This window comes from Streptomyces sp. CB02261, from assembly GCF_001905665.1.
In the GTDB taxonomy this organism is placed as follows: Bacteria; Actinomycetota; Actinomycetes; order Streptomycetales; family Streptomycetaceae; genus Streptomyces.
Map to the genome: position 1 here is coordinate 82,027 of NZ_LIVX01000005.1, position 20,620 is coordinate 102,646.

Here is a 20,620-nt window from a genome sequence, read left to right on the forward strand (position 1 = left end):
CGCTGTTACTTCCCGGCCTTGGCGACGGCCTTGTCGATCAGCGGGAGGTAGCGCTCGATGCTGTACGGCACCGTCAGCGGGTTGATCATCGACGAGGCGGTGACGAACGGCGTGTCGTGGCTGTAGACGAGCGCGCCCTTCTTGACCGCGGGGATGGCCGCGTACAGCGGCTGGGCCTCGATCTCCTTGCGGGACTTGTCGTCCATGTAGAAGGTGAAGGCGATGTCGCTCTTGGAGAGCTTGTTGGCGTTCTCCAGGCCGATGAGGGCGGAGTCGGTGCCGTCGGTCTCCTTGAAGGTGTTCACGACCGGGTCGACCTTGAGACCCAGCTTGGACACCATGGAGACGCGCTGCTCCTCGGGCTTGAAGACGCCGAGGGTGCCGGGGCCGGTGTTGTAGATGTACGAGAACGTGACGTTCTTGTAGTTCGGGCGGGTGGCCGCGGCGTCGGCCAGCTGCTTGTCGATCTTCGACGTCAGCTCCTTGGCCTTCTCCGGCTGACCGAGCGCCTTGGCGACGATCTCGATCTGCTGGTCCCAGTTCGTGCTCCACGCCTTGTCGGGGTAGGCGACGGTCGGCGCGATGTCCTTGAGGATGTCGTACTGCTTCTGCGTGATGCCGGACCACGGGGCGAGGATGACGTCGGGCTCCAGCTCGGTGATGGCCTCGATGTCGAGCTCCTCACCACCGTTGAACTGCTTCGGCAGCGTGGCGCCGGACTTCTTCACCGCGTCGTGGATCCAGGGCAGGTAGCCGGTCTTGTCGCTGCCCCAGGGGTAGCTCTCTATGCCGACCGGGACGTTGCCGAGGGCGATGGCGGTCTCCGCGGAGCCCTGACCGAGGGTCACCACGCGCTTCGGCTTGTCCTTGATGACGGCCTCGCCGAGGGCGCTCTTGATGGTGACGGGGAAGGCGCCCGCCGCTGCCTTGTCCGCCGTCCCTGCCGCGTCGTCTTTCTTCTCGTCCGAGCCGCACCCGGTCACCATGAGGCCGAGCGAGACCGCGGCGGCGCCCGCCGCGAGGACGCGACGGTGAAGGGGGGTGAACACAGAAGGCATGGTGGATCCTTGTCTCCGGGCAGGGATGTGCGGAGCCGCCGACAGACCGGCCCCCTGCGGGGCAGCGGCCATCGCGGCTCTTGTTAGGTGAGCCTAACCTATTAGTGAACGGGCGTGCGTGCCAGGGGGTCCCTGGGGCGATCTCCGGCGCGAGGGCGAGGGCGAGGGCGACGGCAAGGACGAAGGCGCGCGCGAGGGCGGGCGACCGGGGTCGCCCACCCTGATCAGGCAGGCGGTCCCTTGCGCTCCCGGCCCGGGGCGGGAGCCGCCGGTTCCAGATGGCCGTGGACGCGGCGCAGCAGGGAGGCCAGTTGCTCGCGCTCCCCGGTGTCGAGCGGCGCCAGGATCTCGTCGTCCACCGACGCGATCTCCGCGCTGAGGGTGCGGAGGGACTCCTCGCCCTCCGGCGTGAGCCGTACGACGACACGGCGCCGGTCCGCCGGATCCCGGACGCAGTCCGCCTGCCCGACCCGGACGAGATCGTTGACGATTTTCCCCAGGTCGCTGGCGTTCATGGCGAGCCGTGTGGCGATGACCGTCTTCATCTGCGGGCCGAGATCGGCGAGCAGCGCCATGACGGTGAGGTGCCACAGGCGTAACCCCCGCGCCTCCAGGCGCTCCGCCAGCCTCCGGCGGGCGGCGCGCCCGACGGTGTACATCAGATACGCGTTCAGTTCCAGGACGCTGGGTGGCGTCATGGTCCGCGAGGGCGGTGTGAGGGCGGGGGCGGTCGGGCCCGCACCCGGGAGCGGGTCGAGTGTCAGCTCGGTGTTCGCGAGGGACCGGAAGACCTTCGCCCAGTCCGTCGGCACGCTGGAGATGCCGACGACGGCGAACGTCGCCCCCGAGAGGTCGTGCGCGACACCGGAGACGACCGGCTGGTCCATCGGCTGCTCCTGACTCACCCGGTCCTCAGGGGCGGCTGGTGAGGTAGCCGCCCATGGAGGTGAAGTACTCGGTCGCGGGCAGCTCGCGGCCGTCCTCCGTCCGGACGCGGGTGATGGCCAGGCCGTGGTTGCGGCCCGTGCGCGCGTCGGCCCCGGCGACGATCACGACGCCCTCGCCCTCGCGGTAGAAGATCCGGCCGGGGGTGCCGCCGTAACGGCCCTCGGAGACGACGGCGTTGAGCACTTCGAGGCGCTTGCCCTGGTGGAAGGTGAAGGCGCTGGGGTACGGCGCGGACTGGGCGCGGACCAGGCGCTCCAGCACCTCGGCGGGCCAGTTCCAGTCGATGCGGATGTCCTCCTCGGCCCGCTTGTGGAAGAAGCTGGCCTGCGAGCGGTCCTGCGGGGTGAACTCGGCCTGGCCGGAGGCGATCTGGTCGAGGGCCTCGACCGTCACCGGGGCGATGAGGTCGACCGTCTTGTGGAAGAGGTCGGTTGCCGTGTCCTTCGGGCCGACGGGGACCGACCGCTGCTGGACGATGTCGCCGGCGTCGAGCACCTCGTCCATCATGTGGGCCGTGACGCCGACTTCGGGCTCGCCGTTGATGAGGGCCCAGATCAGCGGGGAGAAGCCGGCGTACTTGGGCAGCAGCGAGTCGTGGATGTTCAGGGTCCCGTGGCGCGGCAGGTTGTAGATGTGCGGCGGGATCCACGTACGCCAGTTGTTCGCGACGATGATGTCCGGGTCGGCCTCCTTGAGCCGCGCGAACAGCTCCTCGTCGTCAGGCCTGTTGCGGATGACGACGGGGACGCCGTGCTCCGCCGCGAGGTCGGCGACGGAGTCGCTCCAGATCTTCTCGTACGCGTGCTCGCTCTTGGGGTGCGTCACGACGAGCACCACGTCGTGTTCGGAGTCCAGGAGCGCTTGGAGGGTGCGATGGCCCCAGGTCTGATAACCGAACATGACGACCCGCATCGGGTTCCTCCTCGGAAGAGCGATTGACCGTCAGAAGTAAAGCAAGGCTTACCTAAGGGTGCAACTGGCTTGATTTATACGGTCGTTGAAACGGCTGATCTTCGTCATGTCCGTTTTGAACCGTCGACAGTGCCGTCAGATCAGGTTAGCTTTACCTAAGTTCCGCTCGGCGTGCCGACGCACCGGCATGCTCGACGCCCGTCCCCCTCAGCCTCTTTCCCGCACGATGGGAGTGACATGTCGCAGGTTCCGCCTGGTGACGCACCTCTGGTCCACGACCTCATAGGCATCGGCTTCGGGCCGTCCAATGTGGCGATGGCGATAGCGCTCAGCGAGCACAACGCACGCGTCGGAAGGCAGGAAGCGGTCACCGCCCACTTCTTCGAGCGCCAGCCCCGATTCGGCTGGCACCGCGGCATGCTGATCGACGACGCGACCATGCAGGTGTCCTTCCTCAAGGACCTGGTGACACTGCGCAACCCGACCAGCGAATACAGCTTCCTCTGCTACCTGCAGAGCAAGGGCCGGCTGATCGACTTCGTCAACCACAAGAACCTCTTCCCGCTCCGCGTCGAGTTCCACGACTACTTCGAGTGGGCCGCGTCCAAGGTCGACGACATGGTCTCCTACGGACACGAGATCATCTCCGTCGAGCCGGTCGAACGCGACGGCGTCGTGGAGTACCTCGACGTGACGGCCCGCTCCGGCTCCGAGCTGGTCGTCCACCGCGCCCGAAACCTGGTGCTCGGCACCGGACTTCGCCCGCGGATGCCGGAAGGCGTCGAGCGCAGCGACCGCGTCTGGCACAACTCCGACCTCCTCGCCAAGGTGGAGGGCCTGGACGGCACCGCCCCCGAGCGGTTCGTCGTCGTCGGCGCCGGACAGAGCGCCGCCGAGAACGTGGCCTATCTGCACCGCCGCTTCCCCGAGGCCGAGATCTGCGCCGTCTTCTCCCGCTACGGGTACAGCCCCGCAGACGACAGCGCCTTCGCCAACCGGATCTTCGACCCGGACGCCGTCGACGAGTACTTCACGGCCCCCGACGACATCAAGCGCAAGCTGATGGACTACCACGGGAACACCAACTACTCCGTGGTGGACATCGACCTCATCGACGACCTGTACCGGCAGGCGTACCAGGAGAAGGTCCTCGGCACCGAGCGGCTGCGCTTCCTCAACATCTCCCGGCTCACCGGCGTCGAGGACGGCCCGGACAAGGTCCGCGCCTTCGTCACCTCGCTCGTCACCGGCGAGGAGACCGCGCTCGACGCCGACGTCGTCGTCTACGCCACCGGATACAGCCCCGCGGAACCCCTCGGTCTGCTCGGGCCGGTCGCCGACCGCTGCCACCGCGACGACCAGGGCCGGGTCCGGGTCGAGCGGGACTACCGGCTCGCCACCGACCCCGAGGTGCGCTGCGGCATCTACCTCCAGGGCGGTACGGAGCACACCCACGGCATCACGTCGTCGCTGCTCTCCAACACCGCGATCAGGGTGGGCGAGATCCTCGCCTCGGTCCTCGACCGGAACCCGGCCGCGACCGCCGCGGAGCTCTCCACCGCCGACGAGGCCCGGCCGATGGCCGACGGCGTCGGCACGGCTCGCTAGGGGTGTCTTCCCGATCAGGGCTCGCGGCCTGATCCGGCCCGATCGACAGGACACCCCCTGGCCCCCCGCTCCACCCCCCACGCAAGAACGCCACTTCCGGCGGGCAGCGGCACCTCGCACCCGGCGGCGTGGCACGCACTGTGAATCCCCGAAAGGAACGTCCGTGTCCGCTGGTGCACGTCCCGCTCTGGCGCGGTTCGCCAGATCCGCCCCCCGTGTGGCTGTCCTCGCGGTGGCGGCACTCGCCCTCGCCGCCTGCGGCGGTGGGGCCGAGAAGACCGAGTCGCCCTCCGCCACCACCTCGGCACCGGCCGACGGGGGAGCCAAGCCCGCCGCCTTCCCCGTCACCGTAGAGCACAAGTACGGCTCCACGACGATCGACAAGGAGCCGAAGACGATCGTCACCCTGGGCCTCTCCGACCAGGACGCGGTGCTCGCGCTCGGCTTCAAGCCGGCCGGCGCCGTCGACTGGTTCAAGGAGAAGCCGTACGGCAAGTGGCCCTGGGCCAAGGACAAGTGGGGCTCCACCCAGCCCCAGATCGTCGGCGAGCGCGACGAGTACAACATCGAGAAGATCGCGGCCCTCAAGCCCGACCTCGTCATCGCCCAGTACTCGGGGATGAAGAAGGAGCAGTACGACACGCTCTCCAAGTTCACCAAGGTCGTCGCCCAGCCCAAGGAGCACCCCGACTACGGGGCCCCGTGGCAGCTGATGACCCAGCGGATCGGCAAGGCGCTCGGCAAGGACGCCGAGGCCGCCAAGCTGATCACGGACATCGACGCCCGCTTCGAGGCCGTCCGCGCCAAGCACCCCGAGTTCGCCGGCAAGACCCTCGCCGTCGCCGACAGCTTCGAGGCCGGCAAGTACTCGGCGTTCACCAAGACGGACCCCAAGGCGATCTTCTTCTCCGAGCTCGGCTTCAAGCTCAAGCCGGAGATCGACACCCTGGCCAAGCCCGGCTGGAACGTCGCCGAACTCAGCGCCGAGAAGCTGAACGTCCTCGACGTCGACCGGCTCGTCTGGGTGACCTCCAGCACCGAGGCCAACGACCGCATCAAGGCCGAGCCGCTCTACAAGAAGCTGAAGGTCAACCAGGAGAAGCGCGACCTGTTCGTGCCCTACCAGGACCCGGACATCGGCGCCGCGTTCTCCTTCAACACCGTTCTGTCGATCCCGTACGCCATCGACGAGATCGAGCCGCTGCTGGCCGCCGTCAAGTGACGCCGCCCACCAGCTGACGCGCCACCAGCCCCGAGCTGACCCGACCGACGGCGTGGCGGAACCTCGCCACGCCGTCGGCGTCATGCGGGCCGTCTCCGCCACGCACCCCCAGGGAAAGGCCACTTCGTACGATGTTTGACGTCGAGTCGGACCGGAAGCCCCTCTCCGGCCTCCCCGTCACCGGCGGGCAATCCGGCATCTGGCTGGCCCAGCAGATCGAACCGGACAGCTCCGCCTACAACATCGTGTTCGCGCTCCACCTGCGCGGCGCCGTCGACCTCGACCGCCTCGCCGCCGGCGTCCGGCGCGCCCTGGACGAGGCCGAGTGCCTCCACGTGGCCGTCACCCCCGGCGACGACGGGCCGCGCCAGACCCCCCGTACCGTCCCCTTCGACCTCCCCGTCGTCGACCTCCGCGCCGCCGCCGACCCCGACGAGGCCGCCGCCGCGTGGATCGCCGCCGACCGCGACCGGCCCGTCGACCTGGCCTGCGACCCGCTCTTCGCCCACGCCCTGCTGCGGCTCGCGGACGACCGGGTCCTCTGGTGCCAGCGCTACCACCACATCGTGACGGACGGCGCGGGCGCCGCCCTGATCACCCGGCGCGCGGGCGAGCTCTACACCGCCGCGGGAGCCCAGGACGCTCACCCCGCACCCCTCGACCGCTCCCTCTCCCGTCTCGTCGCCGCCGACCGCGCGTACCGCGCCTCCGAGCGGCACGCCGCCGACCGTGCCTGGTGGCTGGAACGCATGGCCGACCGCACCGAGCCCGTCCGGCTCGTCGAGCGGGCCGCGTCCCCCATGACCCGCCGGCTCCGGCGCACCGCCGAACTGACCTCCGAGACCCTCCGGCGGCTGGACGCCGCCGCTGGACGCGCGGGCGTACGCCCCTCCCGCGTCCTCCTGGCAGCCGTCGCCGCCCATCTGCACCGCGCCCGCGGCGAACAGGACCTCGTCCTCGGCCTGCCGGTCGCCGCCCGCGACGACGAGGTCTCCGCGCACGTCCCCGGCATGGTCTCCAACATCGTCCCGCTGCGCCTCACCGTCCGCCCCGGCACCACCGGCGCCGCCCTCGTCGCCCAGGTGCGCGACGCCGTCGCCGACGCCGTCGCCCACGGGCGGTACCGCGCCGAGGAACTCGCCCGGGACCTCGGCCTCGCCGACGGCGTACCGGAACTCGTCGGCCCCACCGTCAACATCCTGCCCCGCACCGCCGACCTGCGCTTCGACGACCACGAGGCCGAACTGCGCCCCGAGTGGCTCGGACCCGTCAGCGACCTGGCGTTCAGCTTCGCCGAGGGCCCGGGCGGGCAGGGCCTCACCGTCCACCTCGACGCCGACGCCGCCGTCTGCGACGCGACCACGCTCGCGGACCACGAGCGCCGCTTCCTCGGTCTGCTGCACACCTTCACCGAGGACCTCGACCGTCCCGTGGGCCGCATCGAGCTCACCTCCGAGGCGGAACGCGACCTCCTCCTCCACCAGTTCGGCACCGCCCCCCGCGAGGCGCCGGAGCTGTCCTGGCCCGCCGCCTTCGAACGGCAGGTCCGCCGCACCCCGGACGCCGTCGCGCTGGTCTGCGAGGACCGGGAACTGACGTACGCCGCGCTCGACGACGCCGCCGACCGGCTCGCCCGCCTCCTCCGCTCCCGAGGCGTCGGAGCCGAGGACGTGGTGGGCGTGGCCCTGCCCCGCTCACCGGAACTCGTCGTCGCGCTGCTCGCCGTGATGAAGGCCGGCGCCGCCTACCTGCCGCTGGACGCGGACCACCCCCAGGACCGCATCGCCTACATGCTGGCCGACGCCGGGGCGCGCACCGTCGTCACCGTGGGCGCGCTCGCCGGCGACCTCCCGGAGACCGCAGACGTCACCCTCCTGCCGCTCGACGCCCCGGCCACTGTGGACGCCCTCGCCGCCCCGGCCGACCCCGAGCCGCTGCCCCCGGTCGTCCTCGACCAGGCCGCGTACGTCATCTACACCTCCGGCTCGACGGGCCGCCCCAAGGGCGTCGTCGTCCCGCACGACGGCGTCGGCAGCCTCATCGCCACCGCGACCGAGCGGATCGGCATCACCGCCGAGAGCCGGGTCGTGCAGTTCGCCTCCGTCGGGTTCGACGTGACCGTGTGGGACCTGATCATGTCGCTCTGCGTCGGCGGGCGGATCATCGTCGTCCCCGCCGAGCGCCGCGTCGCGGGGCCCGCGCTCACCGAGTACATCGCGCGCCACCGCGCCACCCACATGATCCTGCCGCCGTCGCTCGTCTCCGCGCTGCCCCAGGAGTGCGAACTCCCGCAGGGCGCGGTGCTCGTCGTCGGCACCGAGGCGGTCCCGAGCGAGCTGATCGCCCGCTGGGACGGGCGGCTCCGGGTCGTCGTCGCGTACGGCCTCACCGAGGCCACCGTCAACTCCACGCTGTGGATCGCCGACCCCGACCGTCCCGGCCCCGCCCCCATCGGACGTCCCGACCCCAACACCCGCGCCTACGTGCTCGACACCGCGCTGCGGCCCGTCCCCGTCGGAACGGAGGGCGAGCTGTACGTCGCCGGGCGCGGCCTCGCGCGCGGCTACCTGGGCCGCGAGGCGCTGACGTCGGAACGGTTCGTCGCCGACCCGTTCGGAGCTCCCGGCTCCCGGATGTACCGCACCGGCGACCGTGTCCGCTGGGCCGCCGACGGCAACCTGGAGTTCCTCGGGCGCGCCGACGGCCAGATCAAGATCCGGGGCCACCGCGTCGAGCCGGGCGAGATCGAGAGCGCCTTCATGTCCTGCCCGGGCATCGCCCAGGCGGCCGTCCTCGCCCGGGAGGACCACCGGGGCGTCAAGCGGCTCGTCGCGTACCTCGTCCCGGAGACCGGGCCCCTCTCCGCCACGGGTGCCGACGCGCCGACGGGAGCGGGCACGGGCGCGGACCGGGCCACAGGCGCGGACCCGGCCACCGGCGCGGACCCGGCCACCGGCGTGACCACCGGATCGGCGGTGGCCGCCGCACGCGCGCGCGTGACGGACACGCTGCCCGACCACATGGTGCCCTCGGCCGTCGTCGTCCTCGACGGCCCGCTGCCGCTGACCCCCAACGGCAAGCTCGACGCCAAGGCGCTGCCCGAGCCCCGATGGACGTCGATGACCGGCACCGACACCCCGAGCACCCCCGCCGAGACCGCGCTCGCCGCGCTGTTCGCCGACCTCCTCGGCCTGCCGACGGTGGGCGTCCACGACAGCTTCTTCGAACTGGGCGGCGACAGCATCGTCGCCATCCAGCTCGTCAACCGGGCCCGCGAGGCCGGACTGGCGATCACCCCGCGCGACGTGTTCCGGAACCGTACGGTGGCGGCCCTCGCCAGGACCGCCCGCGAGTCCGTCGCCGCACCGGCGCGACCGGTGGACCTCGACCCGGACGCGCTGCCCGTCTCACCGCTCCAGGAAGGTTTCTTCTTCCACGCGGAGTACGACGGCGGGGCCACGGACCTCTACCTCGTCCAGGAACTGCTCGACCTGACCGGAACCGTCGAACCGGACCGCGTCCGCGACGCCCTCCAGCTGCTCCTCGACCGGCACCCCCTGCTGCGCGCCTCGTTCCGCCAGCTGCCCGGCGGCGAGGTCGTCCAGCGGCTCGCCGCCCGCGTCGACCTCCCGTGGCGGGAGGCCGACACCGCCGCGACCGCCTTGGAGGACATCCTCCGCGCCGACCGTGCCGAGACGTTCGACCTCGACCGGCCGCCCCTGCTGCGCGCCACCCTCATCCGGGACGGGCAGCGCCACCGGCTCCTGCTGACCCTGCACCACATCATCGCCGACGGCTGGTCGGTGTCCCTCCTGCTGAGGGAGCTGGCCGCCGCCCACCGGGGCGACGCGCTGCCCGAGCCGACGGCCCCGGAGCCGTACCTCTCCTGGCTCGCGGGCCGCGACCGGGACACCGCCCGCGAGGCCTGGCGCCGGGCGCTCGACGGTCTCGCGGGCCCCACCCGGCTCCCCGCGCTCTCGACCCCGGACGGCACGCCCCCGGCGCACGCCCGCCCCGAGCACGTCGACACACGGCTCCCGCACGACCTCACCGACGCCCTGACCGGCTACGCCAGGACCCACGGTCTGACCCTGAGCACCGTCTTCCACGGCTTGTGGGGCGTGCTGCTCGGCGGTCTCACCGGCGGCCGGGACGTCGTCTTCGGCACCACCGTGTCCGGACGGACGACCGAGGTCCCCGGACTGGACTCCGCCGTCGGCCTGTTCATCAACACCGTCCCCGCCCGCGTGACCCTCCGGCCCGAGGAGACGCTCACCGCACTCCTCCGCCGCGTCCAGGACGAACACTCCGCCCTCCTCGACCACCAGCACCTCGGACTCGCCGACATCCAGCGGATCGCCGGCGGCGGCGAGCTCTTCGACACGCTCGTGGTCTTCGAGAACTACCCGGCCGGCGAGCCGTCGGCCGACCAGGAACCCGGCGATCTGCGCGTCACCGGCACCGAGGTCCTCGACGCCGTGCACTACCCGCTCGCGCTCGTCGTCGAGCCCGCCGACACCGGGCTGCTGCTGCGGTTCAAGCACGACGCGGCCCGCCTGGACCAGGTGGCGGTGGCCGTCCTCGCCAACCGGTTCCCGGCCCTGCTGCGGACCCTGGTGGCCGAGCCCGGCCGCACCGTCGCCCGCACCGACCTGCTCTCCGCCCGGGAGCGCGAGCACCTCGCCGAGCTCAACGCCACCGCGCACCCCGTGCCCGAGGCGACCCTCGCCTCGCTCTTCGCCGCGTGCGCGGCCCGCACCCCGCACGCCCCCGCCGTCGTCTTCGAGGACACCACCCTCAGCTACGCCGCACTCGACCGCCGGGCCGAGGCCCTGGCCCGACGCCTCCGGGCACGCGGCGCCGGCCCGGAGCGGTACGTCGCCGTCGCGGTCCCGCGCTCGGCCGAACTGATGGTCGCGCTGCTCGGCGTCCTGAAGACGGGCGCGGCCTACCTGCCCGTCGACCTCGACTACCCCGCCGACCGGGTCGCGTTCATGCTCGCCGACTCCGGCGCGCGGCTCGTCGTGACGACGGCCGAAGCCGCCGGGAGACTGCCCGACGCACCCGGCCCGGAACGCCTGCTCGTCGGCGCGGAGGCGCGTCCGGAGGAGTACACGGAGGAGGACGCGCAGGAGGACGCGCAGGAGGACGCGACCCCCACGCCCGCCACCCCGGTCCAGGCCGCGGGCCCCGACCACCCCGCGTACCTGATCTACACCTCGGGCTCCACCGGGCGCCCCAAGGGCGTCGCCGTCACCCACCGGGCCGTCGTGAACCGGCTCGCCTGGATGCAGGGCGCGTACGGTCTCACCGCCGACGACCGCGTCCTCCAGAAGACCCCGTCCAGCTTCGACGTGTCCGTGTGGGAGTTCTTCTGGGCGCTGACCGAGGGCGCCACCGTCGTCCTCGCCCGCCCCGACGGCCACCGCGACCCCGCCTACCTGGCCCGCCTGATGGCCGACCGGCGCATCACCACCGCCCACTTCGTCCCGTCGATGCTGGCCGCGTTCGTCCAGGTCATGGAGGCCGTGCCCGCCACGGGACCCGACGCCCCGGACTGGGCGGAACACCTGAGCCGGGTCTTCTGCAGCGGCGAGGCGCTCACCGGCGCCGACGCCCGGCGCTGGTGGGAGCTGACGTCCCGCACCCGCAGCACCCCCGTACCGCTGCACAACCTGTACGGCCCCACCGAGGCCGCCGTCGACGTCACGTTCTTCCCCTACGAGGGCGGCGCCGAGCCGGCCGTCCCGATCGGCCGGCCCGTGTGGAACACCCGGCTGCACGTGCTCGACCCGTTCCTCCGCCCCGTGCCGGACGGCGTGCCCGGCGAGCTGTACCTCGCCGGCGTCCAGCTGGCCCGCGCCTACCACGACCGGCCGGGACTGACCGCCGAGCGGTTCGTGGCCGATCCGTCCGGCGCGCCGGGGGAGAGGATGTACCGCACCGGCGACCTCGTGCGCCGCCGCGCCGACGGGGCCGTCGAGTACCTCGGCCGCACCGACCGACAGGTCAAGATCCGCGGCAACCGCGTCGAACTCGGCGAGATCGAGACCGCCCTCGCCGCACTGCCCGGCGTGGCGAGGGCCGCCGTCGTCGTCCGTGAAGGCGCACTCGTCGGCTACGCCGTCCCCGCCCAGGGGGCCGCGCCCACGACCGAGGCGCTGCACAGCGCGCTCACGGAGGCGCTGCCCGCCGCGATGGTGCCGAGCGCCGTCGTCGTCCTCGCCGAACTGCCGCTGACCCCCAGCGGCAAGCTCGACCAGAACGCCCTGCCCGCCCCCGAGGCCGCACCCCGTACGGGCGGCCGCGCACCCCGGGACGCGCGCGAGCGCGCCCTGTGCGAGATCTTCGACGACGTCCTCGGCGTGCCGGGGACGGGCGCCGACGACGACTTCTTCGTGCTCGGCGGCGACAGCCTCAGCTCGATCACCGTCGCCACGCGCGCGCGTGAGCGGGGACTGACGCTCAGCCCCCGTGACGTGTTCGAGTGCCGCACCCCCGCAGCCCTCGCCGCCGCGAGCACCGCGTCCGACACGGACACGACGCCCTCCACGCCCCCGACGTCCTCAACGTCCGACACCCCCGAGGTACCCGTGCACCCAGACGGCGTGACCGTCTCCGCCTCCGACGCCGGTCAGGCCGCCGCCGCCCTCCAGGCCGTCCTCGCGCTCCAGCAGCAGTCCGGAGCCGCCGTCGACCCCGCCCTGAAGGCCCTGCTCGACCAGCTGACCGCAGCGGCGCCCCCGGCGCCCGAGCCCGCCCCGCCCGGCGGACCCGACCTCACCCCGGAGGAGACCGCGCGCGTCCACGCCGCCGCCGGTCTCCCCGTCGCGGACATCTGGCCGCTCTCCCCGCTCCAGGAGGGCATGTACTTCCACGCCACCTACGACGCCGGTGACGCCCTCGACGTCTACCAGTCCCAGGAGACCCTGGACCTCGACCGCCGGATCGACGCCGACCGGCTGCGGGCCGCCTGCCGGACCCTCCTCGACCGCAACACCGGGCTGCGTGCCGGCTTCACCAGCGACGGACTGCCCCGCCCCGTGCAGTTCATCGTGGACGGCGCCGAGATCCCGCTCGTGGAGGCCGACCTCTCCGCGCTCCCCGCCGACGCACAGCGGACCCGGACCGAGGAACTGCTCGCCGCCGACCGCAGGCAGCGCTTCGACCTGTCCGCCGCGCCGCTCTGCCGGCTGCTCCTCATCCGGCTCGGTGACGGCCGGGACCGGCTCGTCGTCACCCACCACCTCATCCTCTGGGACGGCTGGTCCGCCTGGCTGTTCCTGGAGGAACTCTTCACCCTGTACGAGCGGGCCGGTGACCCGACGGGCCTTCCGCTGCCCGGCTCGTACCGCGACCACCTCGCCTGGCTGGACGCGCAGGACACCACCGTCGCCCTCGGCGCCTGGCGCCGGGCACTCGCCGGCTTCGACGAGCCGACGCTCCTCGCACCGACCGGGCGCGACACCGGCCCGGTCATCCCGGTGGACTTCGACGCGCTCCTCACCCAGGAAGCCGGAGACCGACTGCGGGCCGCCGCACGCCGGCACGGGCTCACGGTGAACACCGTCCTCAACGCGGCCTGGGCGCTGGTGCTCTCGGCGATGACCGGCCGCGGCGACGTCGCCTTCGGCACGGCGGTCGCCGGCCGCCCGGCCGACGTCCCGAACGTCGCCGGCATCATCGGCATGTTCCTGAACACGATCCCCGCCCGGGTCTCCTTCGCCCCCGACGAGCCCCTGCTCGACCTGTTGCGCCGGATGCAGTCCGAGCGCGCCGCCGTCATGCCGTACGAGTACGTCGGCCTCGGCACCCTCCAGCAGGAGACCGGACACCGCAGGCTCTTCGACACCCTGTTCGTGCTCCGCTCGGCCGACGGCGAGGACCGGGCCGCGGCGCTCCGCGAGCGGCACGGCATCACCGGCGTCTCCAACGTGGACGGCACCCACTTCCCGCTCACGCTCATCGTCACGCCCGGCACCCGCCTCCGGGTCACCCTGGCGGCCAGGCCCGACCTCTTCGACGCCGAGACCGCCACCACGATCCTCAGCCGCTTCACCACGGTCCTCGACCGCCTCGGCGAGGCGCTCTCCGGCCCGGCCGCCGACACCGCGCGGACCGTCGGCGTCGACCTGCTGCTCCCCGCGGAGCGCGCCGCCCTGGCCACCGGCCGGGAGGCCACCCGCGAGCCGGTGCCGGACGAGACCGTCGCCGACATGCTCACCGCCCAGGTCGCCCGCACCCCCGACGCCGTCGCGCTGGTCTTCGGCGACCGGGCCCTCACCTACGCCGAGCTCGACGCGCACGTGAACCGGCTCGCCCGGCTGCTGCTCGCCCGGGGCGCGGGGCCCGAGAAGGTCGTGGCGCTCGCGCTGCCCCGCTCCATCGACATGGTCGCCGCGCTCTTCGCCGTCCTGCGCACCGGCGCCGCCTACCTGCCGCTCGACCTCGACCACCCCGCCGACCGGCTGCGGCTCATGGCCGAGGACACGGGGCCGCTCTGCCTCGTCTCCACGACGGCCGTCGCCCCCACCCTGCGGCGCGAGGACGGCCCCGTCGCCCCGGAGGTCCTCCTCGACGACCCGGCCGTGACCGGGGAACTGGCCGCGCTGTCCGGCGACGGGATCACCGACGCCGAACGGCCGGCGTTCGCCCACGGAGTGCCGGACCGCCTGGAGTTCCCGGCGTACGTCATCTACACCTCCGGCTCCACCGGCCGCCCCAAGGGCGTCGTCACCCCCTACCGGGGACTGACGAACATGCAGCTCAACCACCAGAAGGAGATCTTCGACCCGGCCATCGCCTCCGCCGGCGGACGACGTCTGCGCATCGCGCACACCGTGTCCTTCGCCTTCGACATGTCGTGGGAGGAACTGCTCTGGCTCGTCGAGGGCCACGAGGTCCACGTCTGCGACGAGGAGCTCCGCCGCGACGCCGAGGCCCTGGTCGCCTACTGCGACGAGCACCGCGTCGACGTCGTCAACGTCACGCCGACCTATGCCCAGCTCCTCATCGAACAGGGCCTCCTCGACCAGGACGAGTCCGCGGGGAAGCACCGGCCCGCCCTGGTCCTGCTCGGCGGCGAGGCCGTGTCCGACCCGGTCTGGAACCAGCTGCGCGACACCGAGGGCACGTACGGCTACAACCTCTACGGCCCGACCGAGTACACGATCAACACACTCGGCGGCTCCACCACCGAGAGCGCCGCACCCACCGTCGGCAGGCCCATCCGCAACACCCGCGCCCACGTCCTCGACGCGATGCTGCGGCCCGTCCCGCCGGGCTGCCCCGGCGAGCTGTACATCGCCGGCACCGGTCTCGCCCGCGGCTACCACGACCGGGCCGCGCTGACCGCGGAACGCTTCGTGGCCGACCCGTACGGCGAGCCCGGCGAGCGCATGTACCGCACCGGCGACCTCGTACGCCAGCGACCCGACGGCCTCCTCGACTTCCTCGGACGCACCGACGACCAGGTCAAGATCCGCGGCTACCGCGTCGAACTCGGCGAGATCTCCACGGCCCTGTCCGCGCACCCCGAGGTCGCCCACGCCGCCGTGGTCGTCCACGAGACCGCCGGTACCAAGCGCCTGGTCGGTTACGTCGTACGGGAGGAGACCACGCCCCCGGAGGCGCCGGGCGCCCGGCCCGACGACGACCCGGCCCAGCGGCTCCGCGACCACCTCAAGTCCCTGCTCCCCGACTACATGGTCCCCTCCGCCCTGGTCACCGTCCCGACCCTGCCGCTGACCGTCAACGGCAAGCTCGACGTCAGGGCCCTGCCCGCCCCCGACCTCACCGGCACGGGCACGGGCCGCGCCCCCCGCACCCCGCGCGAGGAGACCCTGTGCGGCCTCTTCGCTGAGGTCCTCGGCCTCCCCGAGGGCAGCGTCGGCATCGACAGCGACTTCTTCGACCTCGGCGGGCACTCGCTCCTCGCCACCCGGCTCGTCAGCCGCGCCCGTACCGCGCTCCAGGCCGAGCTGGCGATCCGCGACCTCTTCGAGGCGCCCACCGTCGCCGAACTCGTGGAACGCGCGACCGCCTCCGACGGCGCCGCCCGCCCGGCGCTCGTCGCGACCGAGCGCCCCGCCGAACTGCCGCTCTCGCACGCCCAGCAGCGGCTCTGGGTCATCCAGCAGATCGAGTGCACCTCCGCCGCGTACAACTTCCCCCTGGTCATGCGGCTGCGCGGCACCTTCGACCGGGAGGCGTGGCGGGCCGCCCTCGCCGACGTGACCGACCGCCACGAGGCACTGCGGACGCTGTTCACCGAGCGCGGCGGGCAGGCGTACCAGCGGATCCTGCCCGCCGGCTCGGCCGCCCCCGCCGTGGAACACCTGCGCGCCACCGAGGACGAGGTGTCCGCCCTCGTGGACGCCGCCGTCCGGCGGCCGTTCGACCTCGCCGCCGAACCGCCCCTCCGGGCCACCGTGATGGAGCTGGCTCCCGACGACCACGTCGTCGTGCTGCTGCTCCACCACATCACCACCGACGAGTGGTCCGACCGGCCCTTCCTGCGGGACCTCACCACCGCCTACACGGCCCGCCTCGGCGGCACCGCCCCCGACTGGGAGCCGCTGCCCGTCCAGTACGCCGACTACGCACTCTGGCAGCGGCGGCTCCTCGGCGACCCCGCCGACCCGGACAGCCTCGCCGCCCGGCAGCTGGAGCACTGGCGGACCGCCCTGGCCGGCGCCCCCGAGGAACTCGACCTGCCCACCGACCGGCCCCGGCCCGCCCGCCCGGCGTTCACCGGCGCCGAGATCGACGTCCCCTTCGACGCCACCGTCCACGAGGGCCTTCGGAGGCTCGCGCGGGACACCGGCGCCAGCATGTTCATGGTGGTCCACGCGGCCGTGGCCGCCCTCCTCCACCGCCTCGGCGCGGGCACCGACATCCCCCTCGGCGCCCCCATCGCCGGACGCGGCGACGAGGCCCTCGACGACCTCGTGGGCTTCTTCGTCAACACCCTGGTGCTCCGCACCGACCTCGGCGGCGACCCCAGCTTCACCGAGCTCCTCGCCCGGGTCCGCGCGACCGACCTCGCCGCCTTCTCCCACGCGGACGTGCCGTTCGAGGCCGTCGTGGAGAAGCTCAACCCGACCCGCTCCCTCTCCCGGAACCCGCTGTTCCAGGTGATGGTCGGCCACCACGCCCGCACCGACGACACTCTGCGCCTGCCCGGACTGCGGGCCGGCTTCCTGCCGCACCGGATCGGCACCGCCAAGTTCGACCTCGTGTTCAGCTTCACCGAGCACACCACGGCCGACGGCTCCGGCGACTCGCTCGGCTGCCGAATCGAGTACTCCACCGAACTCTTCGACCAGGAGACCGCCGAGCGCGTCGGCGACCGCCTCCGCAGGCTCGTCGGAGCCCTCGTCGCCGCCCCCGACGAGCCGCTGTCCCGGGCCGGGATCCTCACCGACGAGGAGCACCGACTCGTCCTCGAAGGCTTCAACGGTCTGCCCCGTGACGTCGACGAGGAGACCCTGCCGGCGCTCTTCACCCGCTGGGCCGCCGAGCGCCCCGACGCGGTCGCCGTCGTCGACCGCTCCCGCTCGGTGACGTACGCCCAGCTCGACGCCCGCGCCGACCGCATCGCCGGGCTGCTCGCCGCCCGTGGTGTCGGCGCCGAGAGCGTCGTGGGCGTGGCCGTAGCGCGCTCGGTGGACATGGTCGCCACGGTCGTCGCCGCCCTGAAGCTCGGCGCCGCGTTCCTGCCGCTCGACCTCGTCCACCCGGGCGACCGCCTCAGCTACATGATCGAGAACTCGGGCGCGGCCGTCGTCGTCGGGACCGAACCCGTCGCCGGCAAGATCCCGGACGTGCCCGGCGTCCCCGTGCTCCTGCTCGACGCCCCCGACACCGCCGCCGCCCTCGACGCCCTGCCCGCGACGCCTCCGCCCGGCGGCCCCGCCGGGCTCCACCAGGCCGCGTACGTGATCTACACCTCCGGCTCGACCGGCCGCCCCAAGGGTGTCGTCGTCCCGCACGAGGGCATCGCCAGCCTCGTCGCGACCGCCGTCGACCGGATGGGCCTGGAACACGACAGCCGCGTCCTGCAGTTCGCGTCCATCGGCTTCGACGTCTTCGTCTTCGAACTCGCCATGGCGCTCTGCCACGGCGGACGGCTCGTCCTCATCACCGACGAGGCCAGGGTCGCCGGGCCGGCCCTCACCGACTTCCTGGCCGACCAGCGGATCACCCACATGATCCTGCCGCCGTCCCTGGTGTCGGCGCTGCCCGCCGACTGCCGGCTGCCCGAGGGGTCGACCGTCCTGGTCGGCACCGAGACCGTCCCGCCGGACCTCTTCGAACGCTTCGGCGCCACCGCGAACCTGATCTGCGCGTACGGGCTCACCGAGGCGACCGTCAACTCCACCCTGTGGCCGGCCCGCGAACACGGCGGCCGCGCCACCGGCAGGGTGCCGATCGGCCGCCCCGACCCCAACACCCGCTGCTACGTCCTCGACGAGCACCTGCGCCCCGTCCCGCCCGGCGTGGTCGGCGAGCTGTACGTGGCCGGGCGCGGCCTCGCCCGCGGCTACCTCGGGCAGGCCGGCCTCAGCGCGGAACGGTTCGTCGCCGACCCGTACGGCGCACCCGGCAGCCGCATGTACCGCACCGGCGACCGCGCACGCTGGCGCGCCGACGGGAACCTCGACTTCCTCGGCCGGGTCGACACCCAGGTGAAGATCCGCGGCTTCCGCATCGAGCTGGGCGAGATCGAGGCCGCCCTGGCGGGGCACCCGTCGGTCGCCCAGGCCGCCGTCCTGCCCGACCGCGACGGCGACATCGTCCGCCTCGTCGGCTACGCGGTCCCGGAACCGGGCGCGGGTACGGACCCGGGTACTGCGGGCGCCGCCCCGCGCCCGGGACTCGACCCGCAGGAACTGCGCGCCCACGTGGCCGCGCTGCTCCCCGAGTACATGGTCCCGGCCCTCGTCGTCCCGCTCGACGGCCCCCTGCCGCTCACCCCGAACGGCAAGCTCGACCACAAGGCCCTGCCCGCGCCCGACTGGTCCGCCATGACCGGCGACGCCCGTCCCGCGACGGAGACGCAGGCACGGATCGCCGAGCTGTTCTGCGAGATCCTCAAGCTCGACGGCGTCGGCGTGCACGACAGCTTCTTCGCCCTCGGCGGCCACTCCATGGCCTCCATGCGGCTCCTGGGCCGCATCCGCGCCGAGTTCGGCGTCGAGCTGAGCATCCGCGACGTCTTCGACGCGCTGACCGTCGCCGGCATCGCGGGCAAGCTGGACGGCGCCTCCGCCGCACGGCCTGCGCTGCGCGCCACGGACGGCCCTGCGCCCGGCGCCGACCTGCCCGCCGCACCCGTCCAGTACGGGCAGTGGCAGGCCTACCTGCGTGGCCCCGGCTTCGACCACGCCCTCGTCCTGCGCTCGCCCGGCGGCCTGGACGCCGCCGCGCTCGCCGCCGCGCTCGACGACGTGACCACCCGCCACGAACCGCTCCGCACCGCCTTCGCCGCACCCGAAGGACACCTGCTCCGCCGGGCCGTCGAGGCCCCGGCCCTGGCCGTGGAGGACTGCGCGGACCTGGACGCCCGTCTCGCCGAACTGGCCGCCGCCGTACCGGACCTGGAGGCCGAGGCCCCGCTGCGGGCCCGGCTGCTCACCGGCCCCGACGGCGCCCAGGCGGTCCTGCTCGCCCTGCACTACCTGGCGGCCGACGAGTGGTCGGTGGTCCCGCTGTTCCGCGACCTCACCACGGCGTACGCCGCGCGCACGGCCGGCCGGGCGCCCGACTGGCGACCGCTCCCGGTCACGTACACCGACTACGCCCGCTGGGCGCGCGAGGTCCTCGGCGACCTCGCCGACCCCGACAGCCGGGGCGGCCGCCAACTCGCCTACTGGCGGCGGACGCTCAAGGACGCGCCGCGCGAGCTCGCCCTGCCGGCGGAGCCGGGAGCCGCCGCCGACCGGGGCGGCCACCGGGCCGCCGGAATCGTCGAGTTCGTCCTCGACGAACGGCTGCACGCCGACGTGGACCGACTGGCGCGGGCCACCGGCACCAGCATGTTCATGGTGCTGCACGCGGCCCTCGCCGCGCTGCTCACCGCCCACGGCGCCGGCACCGACCTGCCCATCGGCACGATGGTCGCGGGCCGCGACGACGACCAGCTCGGCGACCTCGTCGGCTGCTTCCTCAACACGGTCCTGCTGCGCACCGACACCGCCGGCGACCCGACCTTCACGGAGCTCCTGACCCGCGTCCGGGAGACCGCCCTGAGCGCCCTCGACCGGCAGGACGTGCCCTTCGACGAGGTGGTAAGGGCGGCCGGGCTGCGACCGGAGGGCCCGCAGGTGATGGTGGTCCACCACGAGCAGGCGGACCTGGAACTGCTCGAAGGCGGTATGGGCGCGCTCCGAACCGTCCCGACCGGCGCGACGCGTGCGGAACTGACCCTCAGCTTCCACGAACCCCTCGGCGAAGGCCCCGTGCACTGCGGGCTGATCCACGCGAAGGACCGGCTCGGCGAGGCGAAGGCCCGCCGGCTCGCCGAGGAACTCCAGACCCTGCTGCGCACCGTGACAGCCGACTCCGAACAGCCCCTGTCCGAGCTGTTCGGCGTGACACGCAAGAGGAGTGAGAACGCATGAGCACCAACCCGTTCGAGGACCCGCAGGGCCGCTTCCTGGTTCTGGTCAACGACGAGAACCAGCACTCGCTGTGGCCCTCCTTCGCCGAGGTCCCCGCCGGGTGGCGGACCGTGTTCGGCGAGGACACCCGGGAGGGCTGCCTCGCCTACGTGGAGTCCCACTGGACCGACCTGCGCCCGGCGAGCCTCATCGCCCTGCAGGACTGACCGGCCCGCACCACCCGCCGCCCGCGGGGCGGCGAAAGGGGG

Annotated in this window: 7 protein-coding genes; 4 read left to right on the top strand and 3 right to left on the bottom strand. The window is 73.1% G+C overall.

The window, feature by feature from the left end; all coding sequences use genetic code 11:
- Nucleotides 1–5: 5 nt before the first annotated feature.
- The 3 genes from AMK29_RS17830 to AMK29_RS17840 form a co-directional block, all read right to left on the bottom strand.
- Complete coding sequence (locus AMK29_RS17830) at nt 6–1,058, bottom strand: iron-siderophore ABC transporter substrate-binding protein (protein WP_073814008.1); 1,053 nt, start codon at nt 1,056–1,058, stop codon at nt 6–8.
- Between the two features lie 224 nt (nt 1,059–1,282).
- Nucleotides 1,283–1,945 carry a MarR family winged helix-turn-helix transcriptional regulator gene (locus AMK29_RS17835; protein ID WP_198942273.1) on the bottom strand — a complete coding sequence of 221 codons (663 nt, stop codon included), beginning with the start codon at nt 1,943–1,945 and terminating at the stop codon, nt 1,283–1,285.
- 25 nt (nt 1,946–1,970) lie between these two features.
- Nucleotides 1,971–2,918, bottom strand: coding sequence for a methionyl-tRNA formyltransferase (locus tag AMK29_RS17840; RefSeq protein WP_073814009.1), 948 nt, complete (start codon nt 2,916–2,918; stop codon nt 1,971–1,973).
- Nucleotides 2,919–3,155: 237 nt separating this feature from the next.
- Between AMK29_RS17840 and AMK29_RS17845 the strand changes: the two genes are divergently transcribed.
- The 4 genes from AMK29_RS17845 to AMK29_RS17860 all read left to right on the top strand — a co-directional run bounded on the left by AMK29_RS17845 (nt 3,156) and on the right by AMK29_RS17860 (nt 20,578).
- A complete protein-coding gene (locus AMK29_RS17845) occupies nt 3,156–4,526 on the top strand; it encodes a lysine N(6)-hydroxylase/L-ornithine N(5)-oxygenase family protein (protein ID WP_073814011.1) in 1,371 nt (456 codons plus the stop codon).
- A gap of 163 nt (nt 4,527–4,689) precedes the next feature.
- Nucleotides 4,690–5,748 carry an iron-siderophore ABC transporter substrate-binding protein gene (locus AMK29_RS17850; protein ID WP_198942274.1) on the top strand — a complete coding sequence of 353 codons (1,059 nt, stop codon included), beginning with the start codon at nt 4,690–4,692 and terminating at the stop codon, nt 5,746–5,748.
- Nucleotides 5,749–5,879: 131 nt separating this feature from the next.
- The gene (locus tag AMK29_RS17855) at nt 5,880–20,372 is read left to right on the top strand and encodes a non-ribosomal peptide synthetase (protein ID WP_073814013.1); all 14,493 of its coding nucleotides are present in this window, start codon (nt 5,880–5,882) and stop codon (nt 20,370–20,372) included.
- Nucleotides 20,369–20,578, top strand: coding sequence for an MbtH family protein (locus tag AMK29_RS17860; RefSeq protein ID WP_055599362.1), 210 nt, complete (start codon nt 20,369–20,371; stop codon nt 20,576–20,578). The genes AMK29_RS17855 and AMK29_RS17860 overlap by 4 nt, the downstream gene beginning before the upstream one ends.
- Nucleotides 20,579–20,620 lie beyond the last annotated feature (42 nt).